This is a genomic window from Streptomyces sp. NPDC104226 (genome assembly GCF_055584085.1).
Genome location: NZ_JBVJMS010000007.1, coordinates 327,848 through 347,440, shown reverse-complemented (window position 1 = coordinate 347,440; position 19,593 = coordinate 327,848). Strand labels below are relative to the sequence as shown.

The following is a 19,593-nucleotide window of genomic DNA, read 5'->3' as shown; positions in this document are numbered from 1 at the left end:
ACCGCCGGATCCGGGGACCCCGGGGCGGATCGCCCACATCCCGGAATCCTCGATGGGTGCAAGGGCCAACGACATAGGCTCCGCGTCATGCGCACCGCAACGGCCCGTGTCTGGATCGCCCTCTCCCTCGTCTACGTCGTCTGGGGCTCGACCTACCTCGGCATCCGGATCGTCGTCGAGACCATGCCCCCGTTCCTCTCCGCCGGGGCCCGCTTCATCACCGCCGGACTCCTCCTGGCCGGCATCGTCGCCTGGCGCGACGGCCCGGCCGCCCTCAAGGCCACCGGCGCCCAGGTGCGCGCGGCCGTCCTGGTCGGGCTGCTGCTGGTGCTCGGCGGCAACGGCCTCGTCGTCCTGGCCGAGACCTCGATCCCCTCCGGGCTCGCCGCCCTGCTGGTGGCCGCCGTCCCGATGTGGCTGGTCGTCCTGCGCGCCGGCTCCGGCGACCGCCCCTCCCCGCGCACCGTGGCCGGGGTGCTGCTGGGCCTCGGCGGGCTCGCCGTCCTGACCAGCCCGGGGCTCGGCGGGGAGATCGCGCTGGGCGGGGTGCTGCTGGTGCTGGCCGGCTCCGTGTGCTGGTCGCTCGGCTCCTTCTCGGCGGCGAAGCTGACCCTGCCCGCGAACCCCTTCACCGGGAGCGCGTACCAGATGCTCGCGGGCGGGGCCGGCGGGATCGTCGTCGGCCTGTGCCGCGGGGAACAGCACGGCCTGGACGTCACCTCGTACTCCACCGCGTCCTGGCTGGCCCTCGGCTACCTCGTGGTGTTCGGCTCCCTCGTCGGCTTCACCGCGTACGTGTGGCTGCTGCGCGCGGCCCCGCTCTCGCTCGTGGCCACGTACGCCTACGTGAATCCGGTCGTGGCCGTCGCCCTGGGCTGGCTCATCCTCGACGAGGCCCTGACCTGGCCGATCCTGCTCGGCGGCGCGATCGTGGTGGCGGCGGTGTGCGTGATCGTGAGCACGGAGCGGCGCCCCGACGCCCGGCACGATCCGAAGGAGACGGCCTAGGCCGTCGGCTTCGCCGCCCGCTCGTACAGGGCCTTCGCGCGGTCGTCGAACAGGGCGGCCGTGGAGTCCACGTCCGTGTCCCCGCCGCTCAGCACCCCGATGAGCTGGCCCGGCCGCCCCGGTCCGCCCCGGTCGGCGATCCACGGGCTGCCGCTCGTCCCCGTCCAGAACCCCGAGCAGTTGATGTAGAGCATCGCGGGGTCGTCCTCGTCGTGCCGGCTCTGCGTCGTGCAGGCGACGGGCTTGTTCTCGGGGTTGTGCTCGGACTGCGGATAGCCGACGACGGTCACCTCCCGTTCGTAGCCGGAGGTCCACACGGGCTTGGGGGCCTCGCCGCGTCCGACGACCTCCTGCAGGCTGCGCCCGTCCGCGTCCGGTCCGACGGTGAGGAAGGCGTAGTCGGCGGTGTCCTCGCCCCACTTCGTCCAGCGCTCGTCGACCTGGATGGAGCGCACCTTCCACACGCCGAGCGGCTGCCGCCCGGAGCCCTCCCCGGAGAAGGCGGGGGCGAAGGCCAGCTCGCCGATGGCCAGCCCGTCGTGCGCGGCCTCGCCCGGCCGCCCGTCCTCCCCGGCGGGGGCCACGCAGTGCGCGGCGGTGGCGACGACGTTGCCCTGCGGGCTGTCGACGACGCTGGCCGTGCACCAGTGCTCGCCGCCCGCCATGAGGACGCCGACGGTGGGGAAGGGGATCGTGCCGCCTTCCTCGTAGCCGCCGGAGTCCCTGGCGAAGACCACGGCGACCAGGGCGACGGCCCCCGCGAGGGCGGCCGAGACGATCCCCTTGAGCCCGCGGCTCACCGCGGGGCGGCGCCGTTCGCGCCGCCGCCCGGGGCCGGCCGGGGCTTCGGGGTGGGTGCGGACATCACCTTGCTGATCCACTCCAGTGCGCCCTCCCTCATCCCGCGGACGTAGGACTTCCCGTTGTGCTCACCATCCTGGATCACCTGCAGCGTGGTGTGCACGGGACCCTTGCCGTACTCCTTCATGAACTTCTCGGCCTTGTCCCGGCCGGACTCCTTGGTGCCGATCTGGAAGTTCACGTAGACGTCCGGGCCGCCCGCGGCGATCAGCTTCGCGGCGAGCTTCTCGGGGTTGTCCGCGTCCATGGCCTGCTTGTTTCCCTTCCACAGCGGGGAATCGGGGACGATGTCGACCCCGCTCGCGATGGCCGCCTTGAAGCGGTCGGGGTACTTCAGGACGTGCTTGAAGGCGCCGAATCCGCCCGCCGAGGAGCCCATGAAGGCCCACCCGTCGCGGGAGGTGAAGGTCCGGAAATTGGCCTTCGCGAAATCCGGGACGTCTTCGACCATCCAGGTGCCCATCTTGGGCTCTCCGGGGATGTCCGAGGCGTCGAAGTGGTGCTTGGTGTCGGCGTTGTGCACCGGCATGACCAGGATGAAGGGCAGGCTCTTGCCGGACTTCGCCCCGTCGCTCACGGCCTGCTGGAGGCCGAGGCCGGGACCCGTCCCCCAGTAGTTCGTGGGGTAGCCGCGGCCGCCGGGCAGGGAGATCAGGACCGGGAAGGCGCTGTCGGCGTAGGCCGGGTCGTCGTACTCCTTCGGCACCCACACCCACACGTCGCCGGTGAACCCGGACTTCTTGCCGGTCAGGGTGGTCTTGGCGATCTGGGTGCCGTCCGGCAGCCGGGAGGTCCGGACGAAATCGGCCTTCGGCCCGGTGGGCATGCGGACACCGGCTGCGGATCCGGTGTCGGAGGCGGCGGACGCCGCGGTCCGGGACTTCCCGAAGGAGACGGGATCGCCTATGTCCGAGAAGAGGCCGTAGTGGTACGCGGCCGCCCCGCCGCCCGCCAGGAGGGTGAGCCCGAGCCCCCCGCCGATCAGGATCAGGCGCAGCCGGCGCTTGGGGCGGCCGGCCCCGGGCCCCGGAGCGGCGCCGCCGGTCCCGGCGGAGCCGCCGGCCGTGGCGGCGCTCCCGGTCGTGGTCGCGCCGTCCCCGGTGGTGGCGGCCCTGTCACCCTGCAGGTCTTGGTGCACGGATCGTTCCCGTTCCTTCTCCGGCGCCCCCTGGGAGCGCGGGTAGGACCGATTGGTCCCCCTTACATCCATAACAGAGGTATGAACGACCGGATGGGTTGCCTGGGACGGGTGGACGTGTCGAGGGCCACGCCGGTCGCGCGGGTCAGCCTGCTTCGGGCTTGGGCCCCTTCAGGACCTTGCTGACCCATTCCAGTGAGCCCTCCTTCATGCCGCGGACGTAGTGCCAGCCGTTGTGCTCGCCGTTCTGGATGTCCCGGATGGTCATCTTGACCGGGCCCTTGGCGTACTTCTGCTGGAACTGCGTCATGCGCTCCTTGCCGCTCTCCTTGGTGCCGATCTGGAAGTTGATGTAGACCTCGGGGCCGCCGCTGCCGATCAGCTTCTGGGCGAGCTTCTCCGGGTTGTTCGCGTCCATCTCCGCCTGGTGGCCCTTCCACAGCGGGGAGTCGGGGACGATCTCGCCGCCGCTCGCGATCACGGCCTTGAACTTGTCGGGGTGCTGGAGGACCGTCTTCATGCCGACGAAGGCGCCGGAGGAGGAGCCCATGAAGGCCCAGCCGTCGCGGGACTTGTACGTACGGAAGTTGGCGCGGGTGAAGTCCGGGACGTCCTCGGCGATCCAGGTGCCCATCTTGTGCTGTCCGGGTATGTCGGAGCCGTCGTAGTAGTACTTCGCGTCCGGGTTGAGCACGGGCATGATCACGATGAACGGGAGGCTGGTGCCGGCCCGGACGCCCTCGCTGATGGCCTTCTGGAGGCCGAGGCTGCGGTCGGCCCAGTAGTTGTTCGGGTAGCCGTTGCCGCCGGGGAGCGCGATGAGCACCGGGAAGCCGCTCTTGGCGTACTTCGCGTCCGCGTACTCCTTCGGCGTCCACACCCAGACGTCGCCCTCGAAGCCGGACTTGGCTCCCTTGAGGCGGGTCTTGGCGATGATCGTGCCGTCGTCGAGCTTGGTGGTCTGCTTGAACTCGGAGGCCGGTCCGGTCGCGGGCTGTACGTCCGGGTCGCCGGCCGGCGCGGACGGGCTCGCGGGGGTCCGGCCCGGGTCACCCTGCGCTCCGGCGTCGGCGGGGGGCGGGGTCTTGCCGAAGCTCACCGTGGAGCCGTCGCCGGAGAACCAGTCCAGCTTCCAGGCGGCGAAGCCGCCTCCGCCGAGGACCAGCGCGAACGCGACGGCCAGGCTGGTCCACAGCACGCGGCGGGAGCGCCGCGGGGGCTCGGGTATGTGCGGAGGGACGTACTGATCCTGCCGGTACGGCTGTTCCTGCTGGTACGGCTGTTCCTGCTGGTACGGCTGTTCCTGCTGGTACGGCGGGTGCGCCGAGTAGGGCTGGTACGGCTGTTCCTGCGGGTACGGCGGCTGCGCCGGGTAGGGCTGGTACGGCTGGTCATCGGGCCGCGGGCGCTGCGGGTCCTGGTGCACGAACTTCGCTCCGAACGGTCATGACTGCCCCCCGGTGGGACAGAGGGGACGGGGGTCCCCCTAGTCCTGATGTGTGAATCCCCCGGATAGTTCCAAATCAGCGCAAAATCATGATCCGGATCCCGCACACCCCGTCTCGACGCACCGCGCCCCGGCTCACCTCAGCGCGTCGAGGACGCCCGCGCACCGCCCGAGCAGTCCGATCAGCAGCTCCCGCTCCTCGTCGCTGAACTCGGCGGCGAGCGCCGTCTCCACCGCCACCGCCCCCGCGTCGGCCAGCTCCATCACGGAGCGCCCCTCCTCGGTGAGCCGGGTCTCCAGGACGTTGCGGTGCAGTTCGTGCGGGGTCCGCTCGATGAGTCCGCGCTCCACGAGGTTCTTCAGCACGGTGTTCATGGTCGGCGGCGTCACCCCGCACAGCCGCGCGAGCGAGGCGGCGGAGATCCCGGGCTTCTCGGAGAGCCAGAGCAGGGCGGCGTACTGCGGAACCGTTACTGCGGCCGGCTTCAACGCCGTGTTCTTGGCCCCGACCAGCGCCTGCTCGGCGCGCTTGACGTAGGAGCCGATGCGCTGCTCGACGGGCATGGAAGTCATCCACGCATCATAAAGCCCTTGCATGCATTAGAGCTCTAACTTAGATTCGTGCTCATCCAGAGAGAAGAGGACGTCCGATGAAGAAGTTCCCGCCCGCCGCCCTGCCCGCCGCCCTGCTCGCCCTGACCGCCGCCCTGGCCCTCGGGCCGGCCCCCGCCGCCTCGGCCTCGGCCGGCGACGCCCCCGGCGGCCGGGACGTCCGTACGGACATCTCCACGGCCTTCGCCCTGCCCGGCGAGAAGGTCTTCCCGGAGGGCATAGCCGCCGACCCCCGCACCGGCGCGGTCTACGTCGGCTCCTACTCCAGCGGCACCGTCTACCGGGCCCGCTCCGGCGAGCGCGCGGCGAAGGTCTTCCTGCCGCCGGGCACCGACGGCCGCCACACGGCGAACGGACTGCGGGTCGACGGGCGCGGCCGGCTCTGGGTGACCGACTCCACCTCGGGCGTCTCCGTCTACGACACCCGCTCGGGGGCCCGGGTGGCCCGCTTCGAGGTCCCCGGTGACGGGCCGCGCTTCGTCAACGACCTGGTCTTCACCCCGGACGGCACCGCCTACCTCACCGACAGCGTCCGCGCGGTGGTCTACCGGGTCACCCCGGGGCAGCTGGCCGCCGGCTCCGGCCCGCTGCTGCCCGCGTACGACCTGAGCGCGCGGCTCTCGTCCCCGGCGGGCAGCATCGGCCTGAACGGCATCACCGCGGACCCGGCCGGGCGGTTCCTGCTCACCGTCGACATGACGGCCGGGGAGCTGTACCGCATCGACCCGGTCTCCGGCTCGGTGTCCCGCGTGGCCCTGACCGGCGGGGACCTGAAGACCGCCGACGGCATCGACCTGGCCCCCGGCGGGGTCCTGCGCGCGGCCCAGAACACGCGCAACACCCTGAGCCGCTGGCAGGTGTCGGCCGACGGCACCCGGGCCCGCCTGGTGCGCAGCCTGACGGACCCCGCGCTCCAGATCCCGACCACGCTGGCCCGGGTGCCGGGGCGGGTCCTGGTGGTCCGGTCGCAGTTCGACAAGGACGGCGGGCCGCTGCCCCCGTCCGGCGGCGCGCCGACCGCCTTCACGGTCGCCTCGGTCCGCGGCTTCTGACCGGGTGCCGGTCCGTACTCCTTGGTGCCGGTCCGTCAGCCCCGCAGATAGGCGAGGACCGCGAGGACGCGGCGGTGGGACTCCTGCGCCGGGGGCAGGTCGAGCTTCATCAGGATGTTCCCGATGTGCTTGCCCACCGCCGCCTCCGAGACGGTGAGCCGGCGGGAGACCTCGGCGTTGGAGTGTCCCTCCGCGACCAGGGCGAGCACCTCCCGTTCGCGGGCCGTCAGCCGTTCCAGGGGGTCGCGGCGGCGGCTGATGAGCCGGCGCACCACCTCGGGGTCGACCACGGTCCCGCCGGACGCCACCCGCGCGACGGCGTCGAGGAACTCCTCGACCTGCCCGACGCGGTCCTTGAGCAGGTATCCGACGGCCGTCCCGTCGCCGGAGTCGAGCAGCTCGGCGGCGTACGAACGCTGCACGTACTGGGAGAGGACGAGGACGGGCAGGTCCGGCCGGGTCTCGCGCAGCCGCACGGCCGCCCGCAGCCCCTCGTCGGTGTGGTCCGGGGGCATCCGCACGTCCGTGACGACGATGTCGGGCCGGTGCTCGGCGACGGCCGCTTCGAGCGCGGCCGCGTCGCCGACGGCGGCGACCGTGCGGTGGCCGAAGCGGGCGAGGAGACCGACGAGGCCCTCGCGGAGCAGTACGGAGTCCTCGGCGAGGACCACGCGCAGGGGCTGCCGGACGGCTCCCGCGACGGCCCCGGGGCTTACGGGGTCTACGGGGCCGCCGGTTCCTACGGGGTCTTGAGGGCCTTCGGTGCCTTCGGGACGCAAGGGATCTCCACACGCAGCAGGGTCGGCCCTCCGGGAGGACTGGTCAGGGTCAGTCTGCCGTCCACGACCGACACCCGGTCGGCGAGCCCCGTCAGCCCGCTCCCCCGGCCCGCGTCCGCGCCGCCGCGGCCGTCGTCGGACACCTCCACGGTGAGCCGGGTCCCGTCGTGCCGGCCGGTGACGGTGATGCGGTCGGCCCCGCTGTGCTTGGCCGCGTTGGCCAGGGCCTCGCTGACGAAGAAGTACCCGGCGGACTCGGCCGGTTCGGGCAGCCGGCCGGGGAGGTCGAAGTCGGTGTCGACCGGGATCGGCGAGCGGTCGGCGATGTCGGCGACGGCGTCGGGCAGGCCCCGGTCGGTGAGCACCTGCGGGTGGATGCCGTGCACGAGCTCGCGCAGCGAGCTCAGCGCCAGCCCGGCCTCGGTGTGCGCGGCGGCCAGTTGCGCGGCGAGCGGGCTGCCGGGCGGGGCGTCGAGCCGGGCCAGGCCCAGGGTCATGGACAGCGCGACGAGCCGCTGCTGCGCACCATCGTGCAAGTCCCTTTCGATGCGCCGCCGTTCGGCGTCGAAGGCGGCCGCCAGCCGGGCCCGGGAGCTGGTCAGCTCGGTGACCTTGACGGCCAGGTCGCCGGGGCCGGGGCCGAGCATCAGCCGGGCCAGAGCCGCGCGGGCGGCCGCCACCGCGCCGAGCACGTAGAGGAAGAGCGGCAGGAGGAGCAGGCCGACGGCGGCGCACAGCAGGGCCTCGGGGTAGCCGGTGATGCCGTGGATCTTGAGCGGGTTGGCCTGTTCCCCGTCGAGGGCGAGCAGGACCGGGGTCGCCAGGAGGTCGGCGGGCAGGAGGAGCGCGGTGCCCACGGCGAGGAGTTCCAGCGGCCACAGCAGGGTGGCGGCGAGCACCGCGTAGCCCAGTTCCCGCCAGGTCGCCTGCTCGCGGAAGCGGGTGCGGGCCCACGCCGCGAGCCCCGTACGGTCCGGATCGCGGTGCGGGTCGGGCAGCGGCGCGGAGCCCGGGTCCCACAGGCGCAGCCGGCGGCGCTCGACGGCCGCGAACGGTACGCCGGCCAGCGCGAGCGCGGCGAGCAGCGGAAGCCCCACGAGGACGACGGCGAGCACCGCCCCGGACACGGCGAGCAGGGTCAGCACGGTGAACGCGAGCGCGCCGGTGATGCCGCCGGTGAGGAGGTAGGCGGCGGCGCGCCACGGCCGGGCGGTGCGCAGGTACCGGCCCGGGACGGGGAGGGAGAGCGGCATGTGTCCACCGTAGGCGGCGGGTGCGGGCGGCGCGGTAGGGCTGGCCCTACCCCTGGGACTCGCCCCTGCCCCGCTGACCGGGGGGCGGCGCGGCCGGTTGGCTGGGAACCATGCTGAAGATCGCGTTGAGGTCGCTGCGGCGGCGCTGGATGACACAGGTGGGAACGTTCGTGGCGGTGGCCCTGGGGGTCGCGCTGATGACCGTCATGGGGCTGGGGCTCGCCGCTTCGGCGGCGATGCCGGCGGGCGCGGAAGTGGTGGGCCTCAACTCGATGCTCGGGACCGCGGGCGGGGTGAGCTCGTTCACGGCGGCCTTCGTGGTGGCGTCGACCTTCTCCTACGCCGTGGCCGCGCGGCGGCGGGAGCTGGGGCTGCTGCGACTGGCCGGGTCGACGCCCGGGCAGCTGCGGCGCCTCGTGATGACGGAGGCGGCGGCCGTCGGGCTGGCCGGGTCGGCGGCCGGGATCGTCCTGGGCCGGGCGGGTGCGCCGCTGATGGCCCGCTGGACGGTGGCGCAGGGGCTGGCGCCCTCCGGGTATGCGATCGGGGACCAGAGCTGGCCGCTGCACACGGCGTTCTGGACCGGGCTGCTGGTCGCGCTGGCCGGGGCGTACGCCGCGTCCCGGCGGGCGGGCCGGGTCGGTCCGCTGGAGGCGCTGCGCGAGGCCGTGACCGACGAGCGGCCCATGACCCCGGGCCGTTGGGCGGCCGGGGGCGGGCTGCTGCTGTGCGCGGTGGGCTTCGTGGCGTGGCGGCTCGGGTCGGACCCGGGCACGCTGCTCAAGCGCAAGACGTACACGGTGCAGCCGATGCTGCTGATCTCCGCGTGCGGGATGCTGGCGCCGGTGCTCGTACGGCCCGTCGTGCGGCTGCTGATGTGGCTCCCGGTCCGGCTGACCTCGTACGCGGGCCGGGTGGTGCGGGCGAACGCCGCGGCCGGGATCCGCCGGACGGCCGCGGTGGCGGCGCCGGTGCTGGTGATGGTCGCGCTGACCGGATCGCTGCTGGGCGCGGCCTCGACGATGACCGAGGCGAAGACGGTGGAGGCCCGCGCCCGGACCGGTGCGGACTACGTGCTGACCGGCGGGCGGCTGCCGGACTCCGCCGAGATCGCCGGCGTCCCGGCGGGCAGCGTCCTCGCGGTGGCCGACACCCGTCTGACGGTGCTGGAGGAGGGGTTCGTGAAGGTGCCGACGGAGGCCTCGGCGGTCGATCCGGCGGCGCTGGCGGAGGTCTCCCGGCTGCCGGTGGTGGCGGGCTCGGTCCGGGACCTGGACGACGGCGGCATCATCGTCACGGAGGAGTGGTGGCAGCACCGGGTGGGTGACTCGGTACCGCTGTGGCGGGCGGACGGCACCGAGGCCCGGCTGCGGATCGTGGCCGTGATGCGGACGGGCACCGGCAACAACGGGGCCTTCGTCACCCCGCGCAACGCGCCCGGCGCCGAAGTCTCGCGCATCGAGGTGAGGGCGCCCGCGTCCGCCGCTCCGGCGGTCCGCGCGGCGGCGGCCCGGTACGGGGCGACGGCCCACACCAAGGAGGAGTGGCTGACGGCGACGCACCCGCGCACGAAGCGCCTCACGGTGCTCGGCTACGTCCTGGTCCTGGGCATCGCCCTGGTCTACACGGCGATCGCGCTGGCCAACACCCTGCTCATGGCCACCTCCGACCGGGCCGGCGACCTGCGCCTGCTCCGGCTGGCCGGGGCCACCCGGGGCCAGGTCCTCGCGGTGACCACGGCCGAATCCCTGCTCGCGGTCGTGGTCGGCACCGTCCTCGGGACGGCGGTCACCGCGGTCAACCTGGCGGGCATGCGCGCCGCCCTCGCGGTCCTCGGGGTCGGCTCGCCGGTGGTGGTCCCCTGGCTCGCGATGGGGGCGGTCGCCGGTGTCTGCGCCGCGCTCGCGGCCCTGTGCACCCTGCTCCCGGCGGCCCGCGCCCTGCACCGCCGGACAGGACGGCGCAGGGCGCGGCCGGGTGGAACACCCGGTATCGGTGCCGAGTTGGTCTCGGCCTGAGGGCGGTCCGCCCCGGCTCAGTCCAGGGTCGGGGCCTGGCGCAGGATCTCGACCTCCAGGCGCTGCAGCGCCGGGCTCGACGAGATGCCCAGGTCCTCGGCCATGCGCCGCTGGTGCATCCGCAGCACCGAGAGCGCGTCGGCCTGGCGTCCGGCCCGGTACAGGGCCAGGCTGAAGAGCTCGCAGCCGTACTCGCGCAACGGGTGGGACTGGGTGAAGCCCGCCAGTTCGGAGACGGCCACTTCGTGGGCGCCCACGGCGATCAGTGCCGCGCAGCGGCCCTCGACCACCGAGAGGCGCAGTTCCTCCAGGCGCACCACCTCGGGCGACACGTGGGTGGCATCGGAGACCTCCGCGTACGCCTCCCCGCGCCACAGGGCGAGGCCGGTCTCGAACTCCTCGAGGGCCCGCTGCGGGTCGCACCGGTCCAGCGCCTGCCAGCCGGCGGTCGCACACGTGCCGAACCGGTGGGCGTCCACGTCCACGACGCTGCTGTCCAGTAAGTAGCCGCGGCCACGGGTGCGCAGCACCTTCGCGGGCTTGCGCGGTGCGCGGTCCGGTTCCAGCACCCGGCGCAGGTTGGCGATGTAGGCGTGGAGCGAGGAGATCGCCGACTGCGGGGGCTGACCGTCCCACAGCGCTTCCACGAGCACGTCCACCGATACGGGCTGGCCCACCTGGCTGACCAGCAGGGTGAGCGCCGCACGCTGCTTGGTGGCACCGAGGTCCACGTAGCGTCCGCCGATGGTCGCCTCGATCGGGCCCAGGACCCGGAACTCGACCTTGGTCGGCGGTACGTCCCCGGCCTCCTGCGGATCCTCCTGCGCCCACCGGACGCCGCCGTGCGGCCGCGGGGCGGGGGGCTGGGGCGCGACGGCGGGCGCACCAGTCCGCTCGCGGGCCATCTCGAAGACGGAGGCGGGGGGCGGGGACTGGAGGTCGAGCTCCAGCGCCATCGTGAAGTACATCTTCAGCGTCTCGTTGGCCTGCCGGAGTTCCCGTACTTCCCGCTCCAGCTCGGCGACGCTCCGCGTGCTCCTGCTACTGCCTCCCAAACGCTGTCCGGGGACAATGTCCGTACCTCGTCTACCGCCGCTCCTCAGATCTGTGGCCAACACACCGAAATCAATTTTCTCGTTCACTGCCTCTGTACTCATCAAGCTCCCCCGAAAGATGCGTACGTCCCGGCCTCAGCCGGATGACGAGAGTCGTCACCTCTGCACCAGGAAGCATCCTGCATGGCGATCAAGAATGACAACCCTCGTTGAAAATCTGGTGAGTTGAACTTTAGCCAGCCGGACGGCATATGCCGAACAGGTAGTTCCGTCACCGATCATGCTCGGAGCGCCGGGGTGGGGTACATTCCGCTTCCCCTCCGACCGGCGCTCCGCATTAGGGCCCTCGACTTACCTCGCGAAGATCAACGTCGTCGGCGAAGGCGTGCTCTGGAAGGTGATTTCACCGAAGCCGGCCTTCGTGAGCCAGGCGTGGTAATCCGCCCGGCTCCAGGTGCCACCGTGCCGGCTCTTGAGCAGCATTTCCGAGGCGAAGGTCAGCGCGAACGGGGGGCCGCTGCGGTCGTCCTCGACGATGTAGTCGGAGACCACGAGCGTGCCGCCGGGCTTCAGGGCGCTGCGCGCCCTGGCGAAGATCGCGATGTTGTCCTCCGGCCCCTCCTGGTGGGCGATGTTGGAGTACATCACGACGTCGTGCTCGGCGTCACCGAACCCCGTGGTGTGGAAGTCCCCGTCGACGTAGCTCACGCGGTCGCCCACGCCCCGCTCGGTGAGCAGCCGGCGGGCGATCGAGTTGATCGGCTCCCAGTCGAGCTGGGTCGCGCGCGCGGCGGGGTTCAGTTCCAGCCAGATGCCCGAGCAGATGCCCGAGCCGCCGCCGATGTCGAGGATCGAGATCTCCCCGGCCTCCGACAGCCGCAGCGTCTCGGCGGCGATCTTCGCGACGGGAACCGACTGCGCCGCGATGGCCTGGACGAGCTGCTCCCAGTGCGGGTTGTCGGCCACCTCCACCACGGCGTCCGTCAGCGGGCCGCCGGTGCGGACGACCTCGGGAAGCACCGAGAGGCTGCCCATGTGGCCCATCTTGAGCTTGGCGAACCCGCTCAGCGATGCGGCGCGGCCCTCCACCAGGAAGGCGGACGCCTCGGCGGTGTTGCGGTACTCCCCGCCGTCCACCTCGACCAGGCCGATGCTGACCAGGCCGTCGAGGAGCGCTTGCGCGCCCCGCTCGGAGATCCCGGCGAGGTCGGCCAGGTGGGCGGCCGAGGTCGCGCCGTCCTCCAGGTGCGTGAACAGGGAGTGGCTCGCCGCCGTGCCCAGGATGCCGGTCGCCCAGTACCCGGTGATGAGCCGCATGATCCGATCCGACGTCGGCTGGCCGTTGGTCATGCCGTCCCCACCATGCTTCCCGAGAGCTGACGCGGCACCGACCGGACGGCCGGCTTCGCTTCCACGTGCTGCGGGGCGGCCGGAACCCAGCTCCCCAGTACCATTTCGGCCGTTATCCCGGGACCGAATCCGGCAATCACCCCGGTGGATCCCGCCGACAGCCGTTCGGCTTCTTCGAACTGCCGGCGAAGGGCGTCGAACACGACGGCGCTGGCGATGTTCCCGTATTCCGTCAGCGTGGACCAGCTGTGACGGAAGACCGTGCGGTCCACGTTCAGGAACTTGGCGAGGTCGTCCAGAATGCGGGGGCCGCCGGCGTGAATGATGTAGAAGTCCAGATCTCCGATGTCCCAGCCGTGGAGCGTGGCCAGCTCGCCCAGCACCGGAGCGATCGGCTCCATCGTCCCGGGCACGCGCCGGTCGAGCTGGAAGTGGAATCCGGTGTCGCGGACGGAGTACGAGATCCAGTCCTCGGTGTGCGGAATGAGGTAGGAGGCGTTGCGCTCCAGCAGTACGCCGGCGCCGCCGCTGCCCCGCACCACCGCGGCCGCGACCGCGTCACCGAACAGCCCGTCCGACAGCAGCGAACCGACGTCGTCGGCCGTGGGCTGGTAGCACAGCGAGCACAGCTCGCAGGAGACGATCAGGACGTTGCTCTCGGGGTGCGCCGCGCAGAAGTCGTGCGCGCGGTTGATCGCCGCACCGCCCGCGGCGCAGCCGAGCTGCGCGATGGGGAGCTGCCGCGTGTCGTAGCGGAATCCCATCTCGTTGATCAGCCACGCGGTGAGCGAGGGCATCATGAACCCGGTGCACGAGACGTAGATGATCGCGTCGATGTCCGTCGCCACCAGGCCCGCGTTCTCCAGGGCCTTTTCGATGACTTCCGGGCACCGCTTCTTCGATTCGATCTCGTAGATGCGATTGCGTTCCTGGAAACCGGGGTGGCGCAGCGTCTTCTCGATCGGCTGGACCAGGTGACGCTTGCGCACCCCCGTGTTCTCTATCAGTCGAAGGGCCAGCGGAAGCTGCGGCTTGCCCGCGTGCGCTTCCCTGGCGAATGCCAGAGTGTCTTCCATCGTGATGATGTGTTCCGGCACGCTCACCGAAGGCTTACATAGAATTGGCATACCTGGCATCTATCTCTCTGATGTAGAGAATGTTCTGCTGCCCTCACAGCGTGTACGTTCCCCAACATCCCGTATGGCGCTTGCTACTGGCTTGGCGGTGACTTGCCTTCCCCGGGGCCTTTTGACCGGACCATTCGGCAGGGTCTTTCACACGGCCTTTAAGCCGTGCGGATAGGGGGCGGGTTCCCGTGGGAGGCCGTGGGCGGTCACGGGAGGACGCGGGAGGCTGCGGCAGGCACATTGGCCGAAACTCGCCCACCCCTCGGCCCCCGGGCATGACGGAGCCCCGGCCGGGGACGGGCGACCCCGAAGGTCGTCCGCCCCCGGCCGGGGCTGTCCGCGGCGCCGGCCCCGGTGGACCGGGATCCGGCGCGGCCTCGCCTACTCCGCCTGCGCCCGTGTCTGCGGGAGCCGGCCGGAGCGGGCCAGCTCCTGGTCGACCAGGGCCGGTGCGGCGCCCGTGTACCCCTCCGGATCCAGCAGCCGGACGATCTGGGCGTCCGTCAGGTGCCGCTTCACCTTGGGCAGGGCGCCCAGGATCTCGGCCAGCGAGCCGCCGGTGCGCTCCGCCTCGGCCGAGGCCCGGGTCAGCAGTTCCTTCGCCTCCGCCTTGCCGATCCGGGGCGCCAGGATGGCGGACACTCGCTCCGACACCACTTGGCTCCCCGTCAGCATCAGGTTCTCCCGCATCCGTTCGGGCCGTACGACCAGCCCCTCGGCCAGTTCCACGGCGGTGTGCGCGGCGCCGCCCGCGAGCCGCAGGCACTCGCGCAACAGCTGCCACTCGGCGTGCCACACCCCGGCCGACCGTTCGTCCTCACACACCAGACACTGCGTCACCCCGGTTGCCAACAGAGGCACTTGGAGTGCGGCACTGCGGATCAGGGTGGCCAGGACCGGGTTGCGCTTGTGCGGCATCGCCGAGGACGCGCCGCGTCCTTCCACCGCCGGTTCGCAGACCTCCGCGACTTCGGTCCGGGTCAGCGACTGCACGTCCACGGCGATCTTGCCGAGGGCGCCCGTGACGAACGCGAGGGCGGCGGCGAGGTCGGCCATCGGGGTGCGCAGCGCGTGCCACGGCAGCGGGGGGCGGGCCAGGCCGGTCTCGGCGGCGTAGGCGTCCAGGAGCCGGTCCGTGTAGTCGCCGCGGTCGCCGTCGCTGCCGTGCTCGCCGTCGCTGCCGCCCTCTGCGGGCGGGGCGAACTCCAGGTATCCGGCGAGGGTTCCGGCGGCTCCGCCCAGCGATACGGGCAGGCCTCCGTCGAGTACGGCGGCCACCCGGTCCCGGGCGTCCAGCAGCAGCCTGCGCCAGCCGGCCGCCTTCAGGCCGAAGGTGGTGGGTACGGCGTGCAGGGTGAGGGTGCGGCCCGCCATGGCGGTGTCGCGGTGCCGGGCGGCGAGGTCCGCCAGTGCTTCGGCGGCCCGTTCCAGGTCCGCGTGGATCAGCCGCAGCGTGCGGTCGGCGACCAGCATGGCGCCGGTGTCGAAGACGTCCTGGCTGGTGGAGCCGTGGTGGACGAACTCGGCGGATTCCGGCGACTCGGCGGCGACCAGCCGGGTGAGCTCCCGGACCAGTCCGACCACCGGGTTCGCGGTCTCGCGCGCGAGCAGCGCGAGTGCGCGGACGTCCAGCCGTTCGGCCCGCGCCGCGCGGCTGATCACGGCGGCCGCTTCCGCGGGCACGCTGCCGGCCTTGGCCTGGGCGCGCGGGCGAGGGCCGCCTCCGCGTCGAGCATGGCCTGCAGCCAGGCCGCGTCGGAGGTGACGGCCTCGGCGGGCGTGCCGGCCCGGACCGGTGAGAGCAGCCCGGAGTCGGGTCCGTACCCGGCCGGCTCCGGGCCGGGCGCGCTCGCTCGGTTGTCGGCGCTCATGCGTTCACCTCGACGGGATCGGTGGGCGAATGCCGGTACGGTCCGGGTGGAGCGGGCGGACCGGCGTGGGCGGACAGGGCGAGCACGGCGCAGGCGATGGCGTCCGCGTCGCCGAGCGTCTGGGAGTTGACCCCGGGGCGGCTGCCGGCGGCGGTCACCCAGTGCACCGCCTCGGTGGGGACGCCGTAGGCGAACCGGCGCGGGTGCGCCCGGCCTTGGGCGTCGACGAGGCGGTAGGGGCGCTCGGTGACGGCCAGCCCCTTGGTCTCGTACGAGACTCCGCAGGCGCCCTCGATGCGGTAGCGGGCAGCCTGCCCGCTCTCCAGCAGGTCCAGCAGCAGCGGCTCCGCCGTGCGCGGCAGGTCCGGCTCCGGGAGCCGGGCCTCGATCAGGGCCGTGGCCCGGACCGGGGGCCCGGGGACGGCGTCGGACGTGACCGTGAACACCGCCGGAGCCGCGTCCGCACCGGCAGCGGACTCCGTGTCCGCCGCCGGGGCGTGCACGCGCACGCCGGGGCCCGCCACCTCCACGACTCCGGCCTCGATCAGCGCGATCAGTTCCTCGATGCGCGAGGCGGGCGGCCCGATGGACAGGAAGGCGTTGAGCGGGGTGTACCAGCTCTGGAGGTCGTCCCGGTAGGAGGCGCCCTCCAGCTTTCCGTGGTCGACCGCCAGGCGTATCTCGTTGCGCAGATCGCGCAGGACGTCCAGGGCCGCCTTCAGCGGGCCGCGGACGTTGCCGGCCCTGGCCTGGCGCACGTCCTCGGCCAGGTGGCCGAGGAGCCAGGCGCGGTGGCCGGCGCGGTCGCGCAGGACGCGGCTGCGGTGGGGCCGGGCCAGCGCCTCCCAGTCCCAGCGGTCCTCCGGGGCGATGCCGGCGGCGTCCAGCAGCCGGCCCTCGGACTCGGGGTCCGGCGCCGCGAGGTACTGCTCGACGAAGGAGGCGCGCTGCCGCTCCCGCCCCCGGGCGGCGAGCAGGGCGCCGTAGTAGACGCCCTCCACCTCCTTGGCGATCAGGGGCCACAGGTCGGTGAGGAAGTGCAGCCGTTCGCCGTCCGCCGCGCGCCGGTGCATCCGGTCGATGGCCTGCGGGGTGAGCAGCCGCGGCTCGTGGCGCTCGTACGGGCCCTTCTGGTTCTCGCCGCGCGCGTGGTACGGCACACCGCGCCGGGAGCCGGCGACGATCTTCGGCTCGCGGCCCGAGGGCCGGTAGCGCAGCACCTCCCCCTCGCGTGCGAAGGTGCCGCCGCGGCCCTCGGTGAGCAGCGCGAGCACGTCGAAGCAGTTGAGGCCCAGGCCGCGGACGAAGACCGTCTCGCCAGGCGCCACCACGGACAGGTCCACGTCCGCGGGGTTCGAGGGGCCGATGTACGTCAGCCCGTGCGCGGCGGCGGACCGCGCGAGCGCGCTCTCGCCCCGGGTGGGCCTGGCCGGTACGTGGCCCAGGGCGAGGACCACCGCGTCGAGGCTGGTGAGCCGGGTGCCGTCGGCCAGCTCCAGGGTCTGCGGACCGCCGTACCCGCCCCCGTCGGTCAGGGACACGGCCCGGGTGCGGTGCTCGACGATGGTGACGTGCTCGGGCGCGGCCGCGGCCACCGTACGGAAGGCGTCCTCGAGGTAGGCGCCGTAGAACGCCCGGGTGGGGTAGTCGTCCGGGCCCAGCCGGCGGGCCTCGGCCAGCGCCTCGGCGGGTAACCGTCCCTGCAGTCCGGTCTCTTCCGCGGTGCGGGCGAGGCCGGCCGCCCACTCGTACAGGCTGGGACCCTCCTCGACGGGGCCGTCCATCAGCACGCTGTGGTCGGTGTAGACGGTGACCTGTGAGGCCACGGTGTTCATCAGCAGCTGGCGCGGCTGCTCGGTGCGCCACACGCGTCCGGGGCCCGGCACGTGCGGCTCGACCACGTGCACGGTCACCGCTCGGTGGGACGGGGATTTTCGCTCGTTGGCACAGAGCCGCTCCAGGACCGCGAAACCGCGCGGCCCCGCGCCGACAAGGGAGACCGTAAGCACCAACACTCCTCACACACAGGGTCGCCGACGCGAGGGGACGGCGCTTCGGGAGACGGCGCGGCAGCACCGGGTCCTGCCGCCGCGCCGGGGGTTCAGCGGCTGCGCGCGTGGGTGCGCAGCTCGGTCCGCAGGACGCTCACGACCCGCTCGACCTGCGCCTCGGTCAGTTCGGCGTGCATCGGGATGGCCAGGTTGCGCGCGAAGAGGTCGGCCGAGACCGGGCACTTGCGCTTGGACTGGTACACGGGCTGCACGTGGGTCGCCCACGTGCCGTGCCCGCAGCCGATGTCCTGGGCGCGGAGCGCGGCGGCGAGCCCGGCGCGGTCCACCCGCGGGTCCAGGGTCACCATGTAGGACTGCCAGGCGTGGGTGCGGTCCTCGGGCACCTGGGGAACCGCCAGGAGGTCTTCCTCCGCGAGGAGTTCGCCGTACTGGGCGGCGATGGCGCTGCGGCGGACCAGCAGTTCGTCGATCCGGCCCATCTGCACCCGCAGGATCGCGGCCGCGATGTCGGACATCTTGTAGTTGTAGCCGATGTCGGTGAACTCGGGGATCGGCAGTCCGACGACCTGCGACTGGTCGAAGATGCTGCCGATGCCGAAGGAGGACCGCAGACGCGCGTCCTGGCCGATCACGGGGTCGGCGGAGAGCAGCGCGCCGCCCTCGCCGCTGCTGGCGCCCTTGCGTCCGTGGAAGGACAGGCAGGCCACCGGCGCCAGCGTGCCGGCCTGGCGCCCCTGGTAGGTGGCGCCGACCGAGCAGGCGGCGTCCTCGACCACGAACAGGCCGTGGCGGTCCGCGATCGCGTTCAGCTCGGCGTAGTCGGCGGGCAGGCCGACCGTGTCCACCGCGATGATGCCGACGGTCCGCGGTCCGATCAGGCTCTCCACCGCCTGCGGGTCCACGGTGCCGGTGTCGGCGCGCACGTCGGCGAAGACGGGGACGGCGTCGACGTAGCGCACCGCGTGGGCGGGGGCCGGGAAGGTGTAGTCGGCGACGATCACCTCGTCGCCGGGTTCGACACCGAGGGCGAGCATCGCCAGGTGGAGCGCGGCGCCGCAGTTGCTGAGCGAGACGGCGTCGCCGACTCCGTAGCGCTCGACGAGCTGGGCCTCCAGGGCCTTGCCCTGGGGGCCCTGCCCGGCCGGCCAGCCCGAGGAGAACACCTCGGCCACGGCGGCCAGTTCCTTCTCTCCCAGACTCGCGTGAACGAGGGGAATCCTGTCCATGGTGGTCACCTCTCGTCAGGCCGTGCGGTCGGTCGCGGAGCGAAGGTCCGGAAGGACGGGCGGTTCGAAGCGCAGGGGCGTGATCTGGTTGACGTCATTGCGTTCGCGCATCGCCTGAATGGCTTCGATGTCCACCGAAGGGCCGGAGGAGAGGATCTCGATGATCTCCTCGAAGTAGTGCTCGTGGTGGGGCGAGGGGTAGCTCTGGAAGAGCATGCGCGCCGGTTCGTCGGACGCGTTGCGGAATGCGTGCGGGGTGTTCGGGGGGACGAACATGCAGGCACCCGCGGTGGCGCGGACGGCCTTGTCCCCGGCGGTGGATTCCCAGTCGCTCCAGCCGTCCGTCGTGCGCTCGGCGGGCTCGAACGCCAGAAGCTCCAGCTCCCCTTCCAGGACGTAGAAGAACTCCTGCGAATGGGTGTGCGTGTGCGCACCGACGTCGAATCCCGGCGGCACGATCACTTCGAAGATCGAAATGGAAGAGCCGTCCGCCGCGGTGACCTTGAAGGTCACGTCCTGCGCCTTCGTGACCAGTTTGCGCCCCTGGCCCGGGGGAACGATAAGCCCGCTCATGTGATTGATTCCTCGTGGTCTGTGCGAATGTCCGCTCGAGAGCGAGCGGCCCGACGGCCTGGGGCAACGGGCCGAGGAGGCACGCCAAGTCCCGCCCGCTGCACGCCTGTTGGCTGGGGTGGCGGCGTTCCGCCCCGTCCCCCGCTGGGGCCGCGCCGCACGCCGGACGGACGGAAGTGCGGTGCGAGGGAATTCGCTTCCGGATCTCCGG

15 protein-coding genes and 1 pseudogene are annotated in these 19,593 nt (G+C 72.6%); 3 read left to right on the top strand and 13 right to left on the bottom strand.

Features of this window, described 5'->3' with window-relative positions:
* The first annotated feature begins 87 nt into the window (after positions 1-87).
* Positions 88-1,008, top strand: coding sequence for an EamA family transporter (locus ACZ60J_RS23530; RefSeq protein ID WP_469684635.1), 921 nt, complete (start codon positions 88-90; stop codon positions 1,006-1,008).
* Here ACZ60J_RS23530 and ACZ60J_RS23525 read toward each other — a convergent pair.
* The 4 genes from ACZ60J_RS23525 to ACZ60J_RS23510 all read right to left on the bottom strand — a co-directional run bounded on the left by ACZ60J_RS23525 (position 1,005) and on the right by ACZ60J_RS23510 (position 5,027).
* Positions 1,005-1,808 carry a trypsin-like serine peptidase gene (locus ACZ60J_RS23525; RefSeq protein WP_469684634.1) on the bottom strand — a complete coding sequence of 268 codons (804 nt, stop codon included), beginning with the start codon at positions 1,806-1,808 and terminating at the stop codon, positions 1,005-1,007. The genes ACZ60J_RS23530 and ACZ60J_RS23525 overlap by 4 nt on opposite strands.
* A complete protein-coding gene (locus ACZ60J_RS23520; protein WP_469684880.1) occupies positions 1,805-2,866 on the bottom strand; it encodes an alpha/beta hydrolase in 1,062 nt (353 codons plus the stop codon). The genes ACZ60J_RS23525 and ACZ60J_RS23520 overlap by 4 nt, the downstream gene beginning before the upstream one ends.
* A gap of 286 nt (positions 2,867-3,152) precedes the next feature.
* Positions 3,153-4,235, bottom strand: coding sequence for an alpha/beta hydrolase (locus ACZ60J_RS23515; RefSeq protein ID WP_469684878.1), 1,083 nt, complete (start codon positions 4,233-4,235; stop codon positions 3,153-3,155).
* A 354-nt stretch (positions 4,236-4,589) separates the two neighbouring features.
* On the bottom strand, positions 4,590-5,027 hold the full coding sequence (locus tag ACZ60J_RS23510) for a MarR family winged helix-turn-helix transcriptional regulator (protein ID WP_469684632.1): 438 nt from the start codon (positions 5,025-5,027) through the stop codon (positions 4,590-4,592).
* A gap of 77 nt (positions 5,028-5,104) precedes the next feature.
* Here ACZ60J_RS23510 and ACZ60J_RS23505 point away from each other — a divergent pair, with 77 nt between their 5' ends.
* Positions 5,105-6,118 carry an SMP-30/gluconolactonase/LRE family protein gene (locus ACZ60J_RS23505; protein ID WP_469684630.1) on the top strand — a complete coding sequence of 338 codons (1,014 nt, stop codon included), beginning with the start codon at positions 5,105-5,107 and terminating at the stop codon, positions 6,116-6,118.
* A 35-nt stretch (positions 6,119-6,153) separates the two neighbouring features.
* Here ACZ60J_RS23505 and ACZ60J_RS23500 read toward each other — a convergent pair whose 3' ends face one another.
* Both ACZ60J_RS23500 and ACZ60J_RS23495 read right to left on the bottom strand, forming a co-directional pair.
* The gene (locus ACZ60J_RS23500) at positions 6,154-6,795 is read right to left on the bottom strand and encodes a response regulator (protein WP_469684876.1); all 642 of its coding nucleotides are present in this window, start codon (positions 6,793-6,795) and stop codon (positions 6,154-6,156) included.
* A 62-nt stretch (positions 6,796-6,857) separates the two neighbouring features.
* On the bottom strand, positions 6,858-8,150 hold the full coding sequence (locus tag ACZ60J_RS23495; protein ID WP_469684629.1) for a sensor histidine kinase: 1,293 nt from the start codon (positions 8,148-8,150) through the stop codon (positions 6,858-6,860).
* A 110-nt stretch (positions 8,151-8,260) separates the two neighbouring features.
* Between ACZ60J_RS23495 and ACZ60J_RS23490 the strand changes: the two genes are divergently transcribed.
* Complete coding sequence (locus ACZ60J_RS23490) at positions 8,261-10,168, top strand: FtsX-like permease family protein (RefSeq protein WP_469684627.1); 1,908 nt, start codon at positions 8,261-8,263, stop codon at positions 10,166-10,168.
* A gap of 17 nt (positions 10,169-10,185) precedes the next feature.
* Here ACZ60J_RS23490 and ACZ60J_RS23485 read toward each other — a convergent pair whose 3' ends face one another.
* The 7 genes and pseudogenes from ACZ60J_RS23485 to ACZ60J_RS23455 form a co-directional block, all read right to left on the bottom strand.
* Positions 10,186-11,223: an AfsR/SARP family transcriptional regulator gene (locus ACZ60J_RS23485; protein WP_469684625.1), complete on the bottom strand. Its 1,038-nt coding sequence runs from the start codon at positions 11,221-11,223 to the stop codon at positions 10,186-10,188.
* 351 nt (positions 11,224-11,574) lie between these two features.
* On the bottom strand, positions 11,575-12,573 hold the full coding sequence (locus ACZ60J_RS23480) for a methyltransferase (RefSeq protein WP_469684623.1): 999 nt from the start codon (positions 12,571-12,573) through the stop codon (positions 11,575-11,577).
* Complete coding sequence (locus tag ACZ60J_RS23475) at positions 12,570-13,649, bottom strand: type III polyketide synthase (RefSeq protein ID WP_469684621.1); 1,080 nt, start codon at positions 13,647-13,649, stop codon at positions 12,570-12,572. Before ACZ60J_RS23475 ends, ACZ60J_RS23480 begins: the two co-directional genes overlap by 4 nt.
* 432 nt (positions 13,650-14,081) lie before the next feature.
* Positions 14,082-15,571 (bottom strand): annotated as a pseudogene (locus tag ACZ60J_RS23470) (nitrosuccinate lyase).
* Positions 15,568-17,580, bottom strand: a complete 2,013-nt coding sequence (locus ACZ60J_RS23465; RefSeq protein WP_469684619.1) for an FAD/NAD(P)-binding protein — start codon at positions 17,578-17,580, stop codon at positions 15,568-15,570. Before ACZ60J_RS23465 ends, ACZ60J_RS23470 begins: the two are co-directional and overlap by 4 nt.
* A gap of 92 nt (positions 17,581-17,672) precedes the next feature.
* On the bottom strand, positions 17,673-18,809 hold the full coding sequence (locus ACZ60J_RS23460; protein ID WP_469684617.1) for a DegT/DnrJ/EryC1/StrS family aminotransferase: 1,137 nt from the start codon (positions 18,807-18,809) through the stop codon (positions 17,673-17,675).
* A 15-nt stretch (positions 18,810-18,824) separates the two neighbouring features.
* Entirely contained in the window at positions 18,825-19,382 is a 558-nt protein-coding gene (locus ACZ60J_RS23455; RefSeq protein WP_469684616.1) for a cupin domain-containing protein, read from the bottom strand.
* Positions 19,383-19,593: the final 211 nt, after the last annotated feature.

Bases quoted from the DNA above. Each gene is read 5' to 3' on its own strand.
- ACZ60J_RS23480 (WP_469684623.1), bottom strand. From the start codon at position 12,573: ATGACCAACGGCCAGCCGACGTCGGATCGGATCATGCGGCTCATCACC.
- ACZ60J_RS23510 (WP_469684632.1), bottom strand. From the start codon at position 5,027: ATGACTTCCATGCCCGTCGAGCAGCGCATCGGCTCCTACGTCAAGCGC.
- ACZ60J_RS23455 (WP_469684616.1), bottom strand. From the start codon at position 19,382: ATGAGCGGGCTTATCGTTCCCCCGGGCCAGGGGCGCAAACTGGTCACG.
- ACZ60J_RS23490 (WP_469684627.1), top strand. From the start codon at position 8,261: ATGCTGAAGATCGCGTTGAGGTCGCTGCGGCGGCGCTGGATGACACAG.
- ACZ60J_RS23495 (WP_469684629.1), bottom strand. From the start codon at position 8,150: ATGCCGCTCTCCCTCCCCGTCCCGGGCCGGTACCTGCGCACCGCCCGG.
- ACZ60J_RS23460 (WP_469684617.1), bottom strand. From the start codon at position 18,809: ATGGACAGGATTCCCCTCGTTCACGCGAGTCTGGGAGAGAAGGAACTG.
- ACZ60J_RS23530 (WP_469684635.1), top strand. From the start codon at position 88: ATGCGCACCGCAACGGCCCGTGTCTGGATCGCCCTCTCCCTCGTCTAC.
- ACZ60J_RS23505 (WP_469684630.1), top strand. From the start codon at position 5,105: ATGAAGAAGTTCCCGCCCGCCGCCCTGCCCGCCGCCCTGCTCGCCCTG.
- ACZ60J_RS23475 (WP_469684621.1), bottom strand. From the start codon at position 13,649: ATGGAAGACACTCTGGCATTCGCCAGGGAAGCGCACGCGGGCAAGCCG.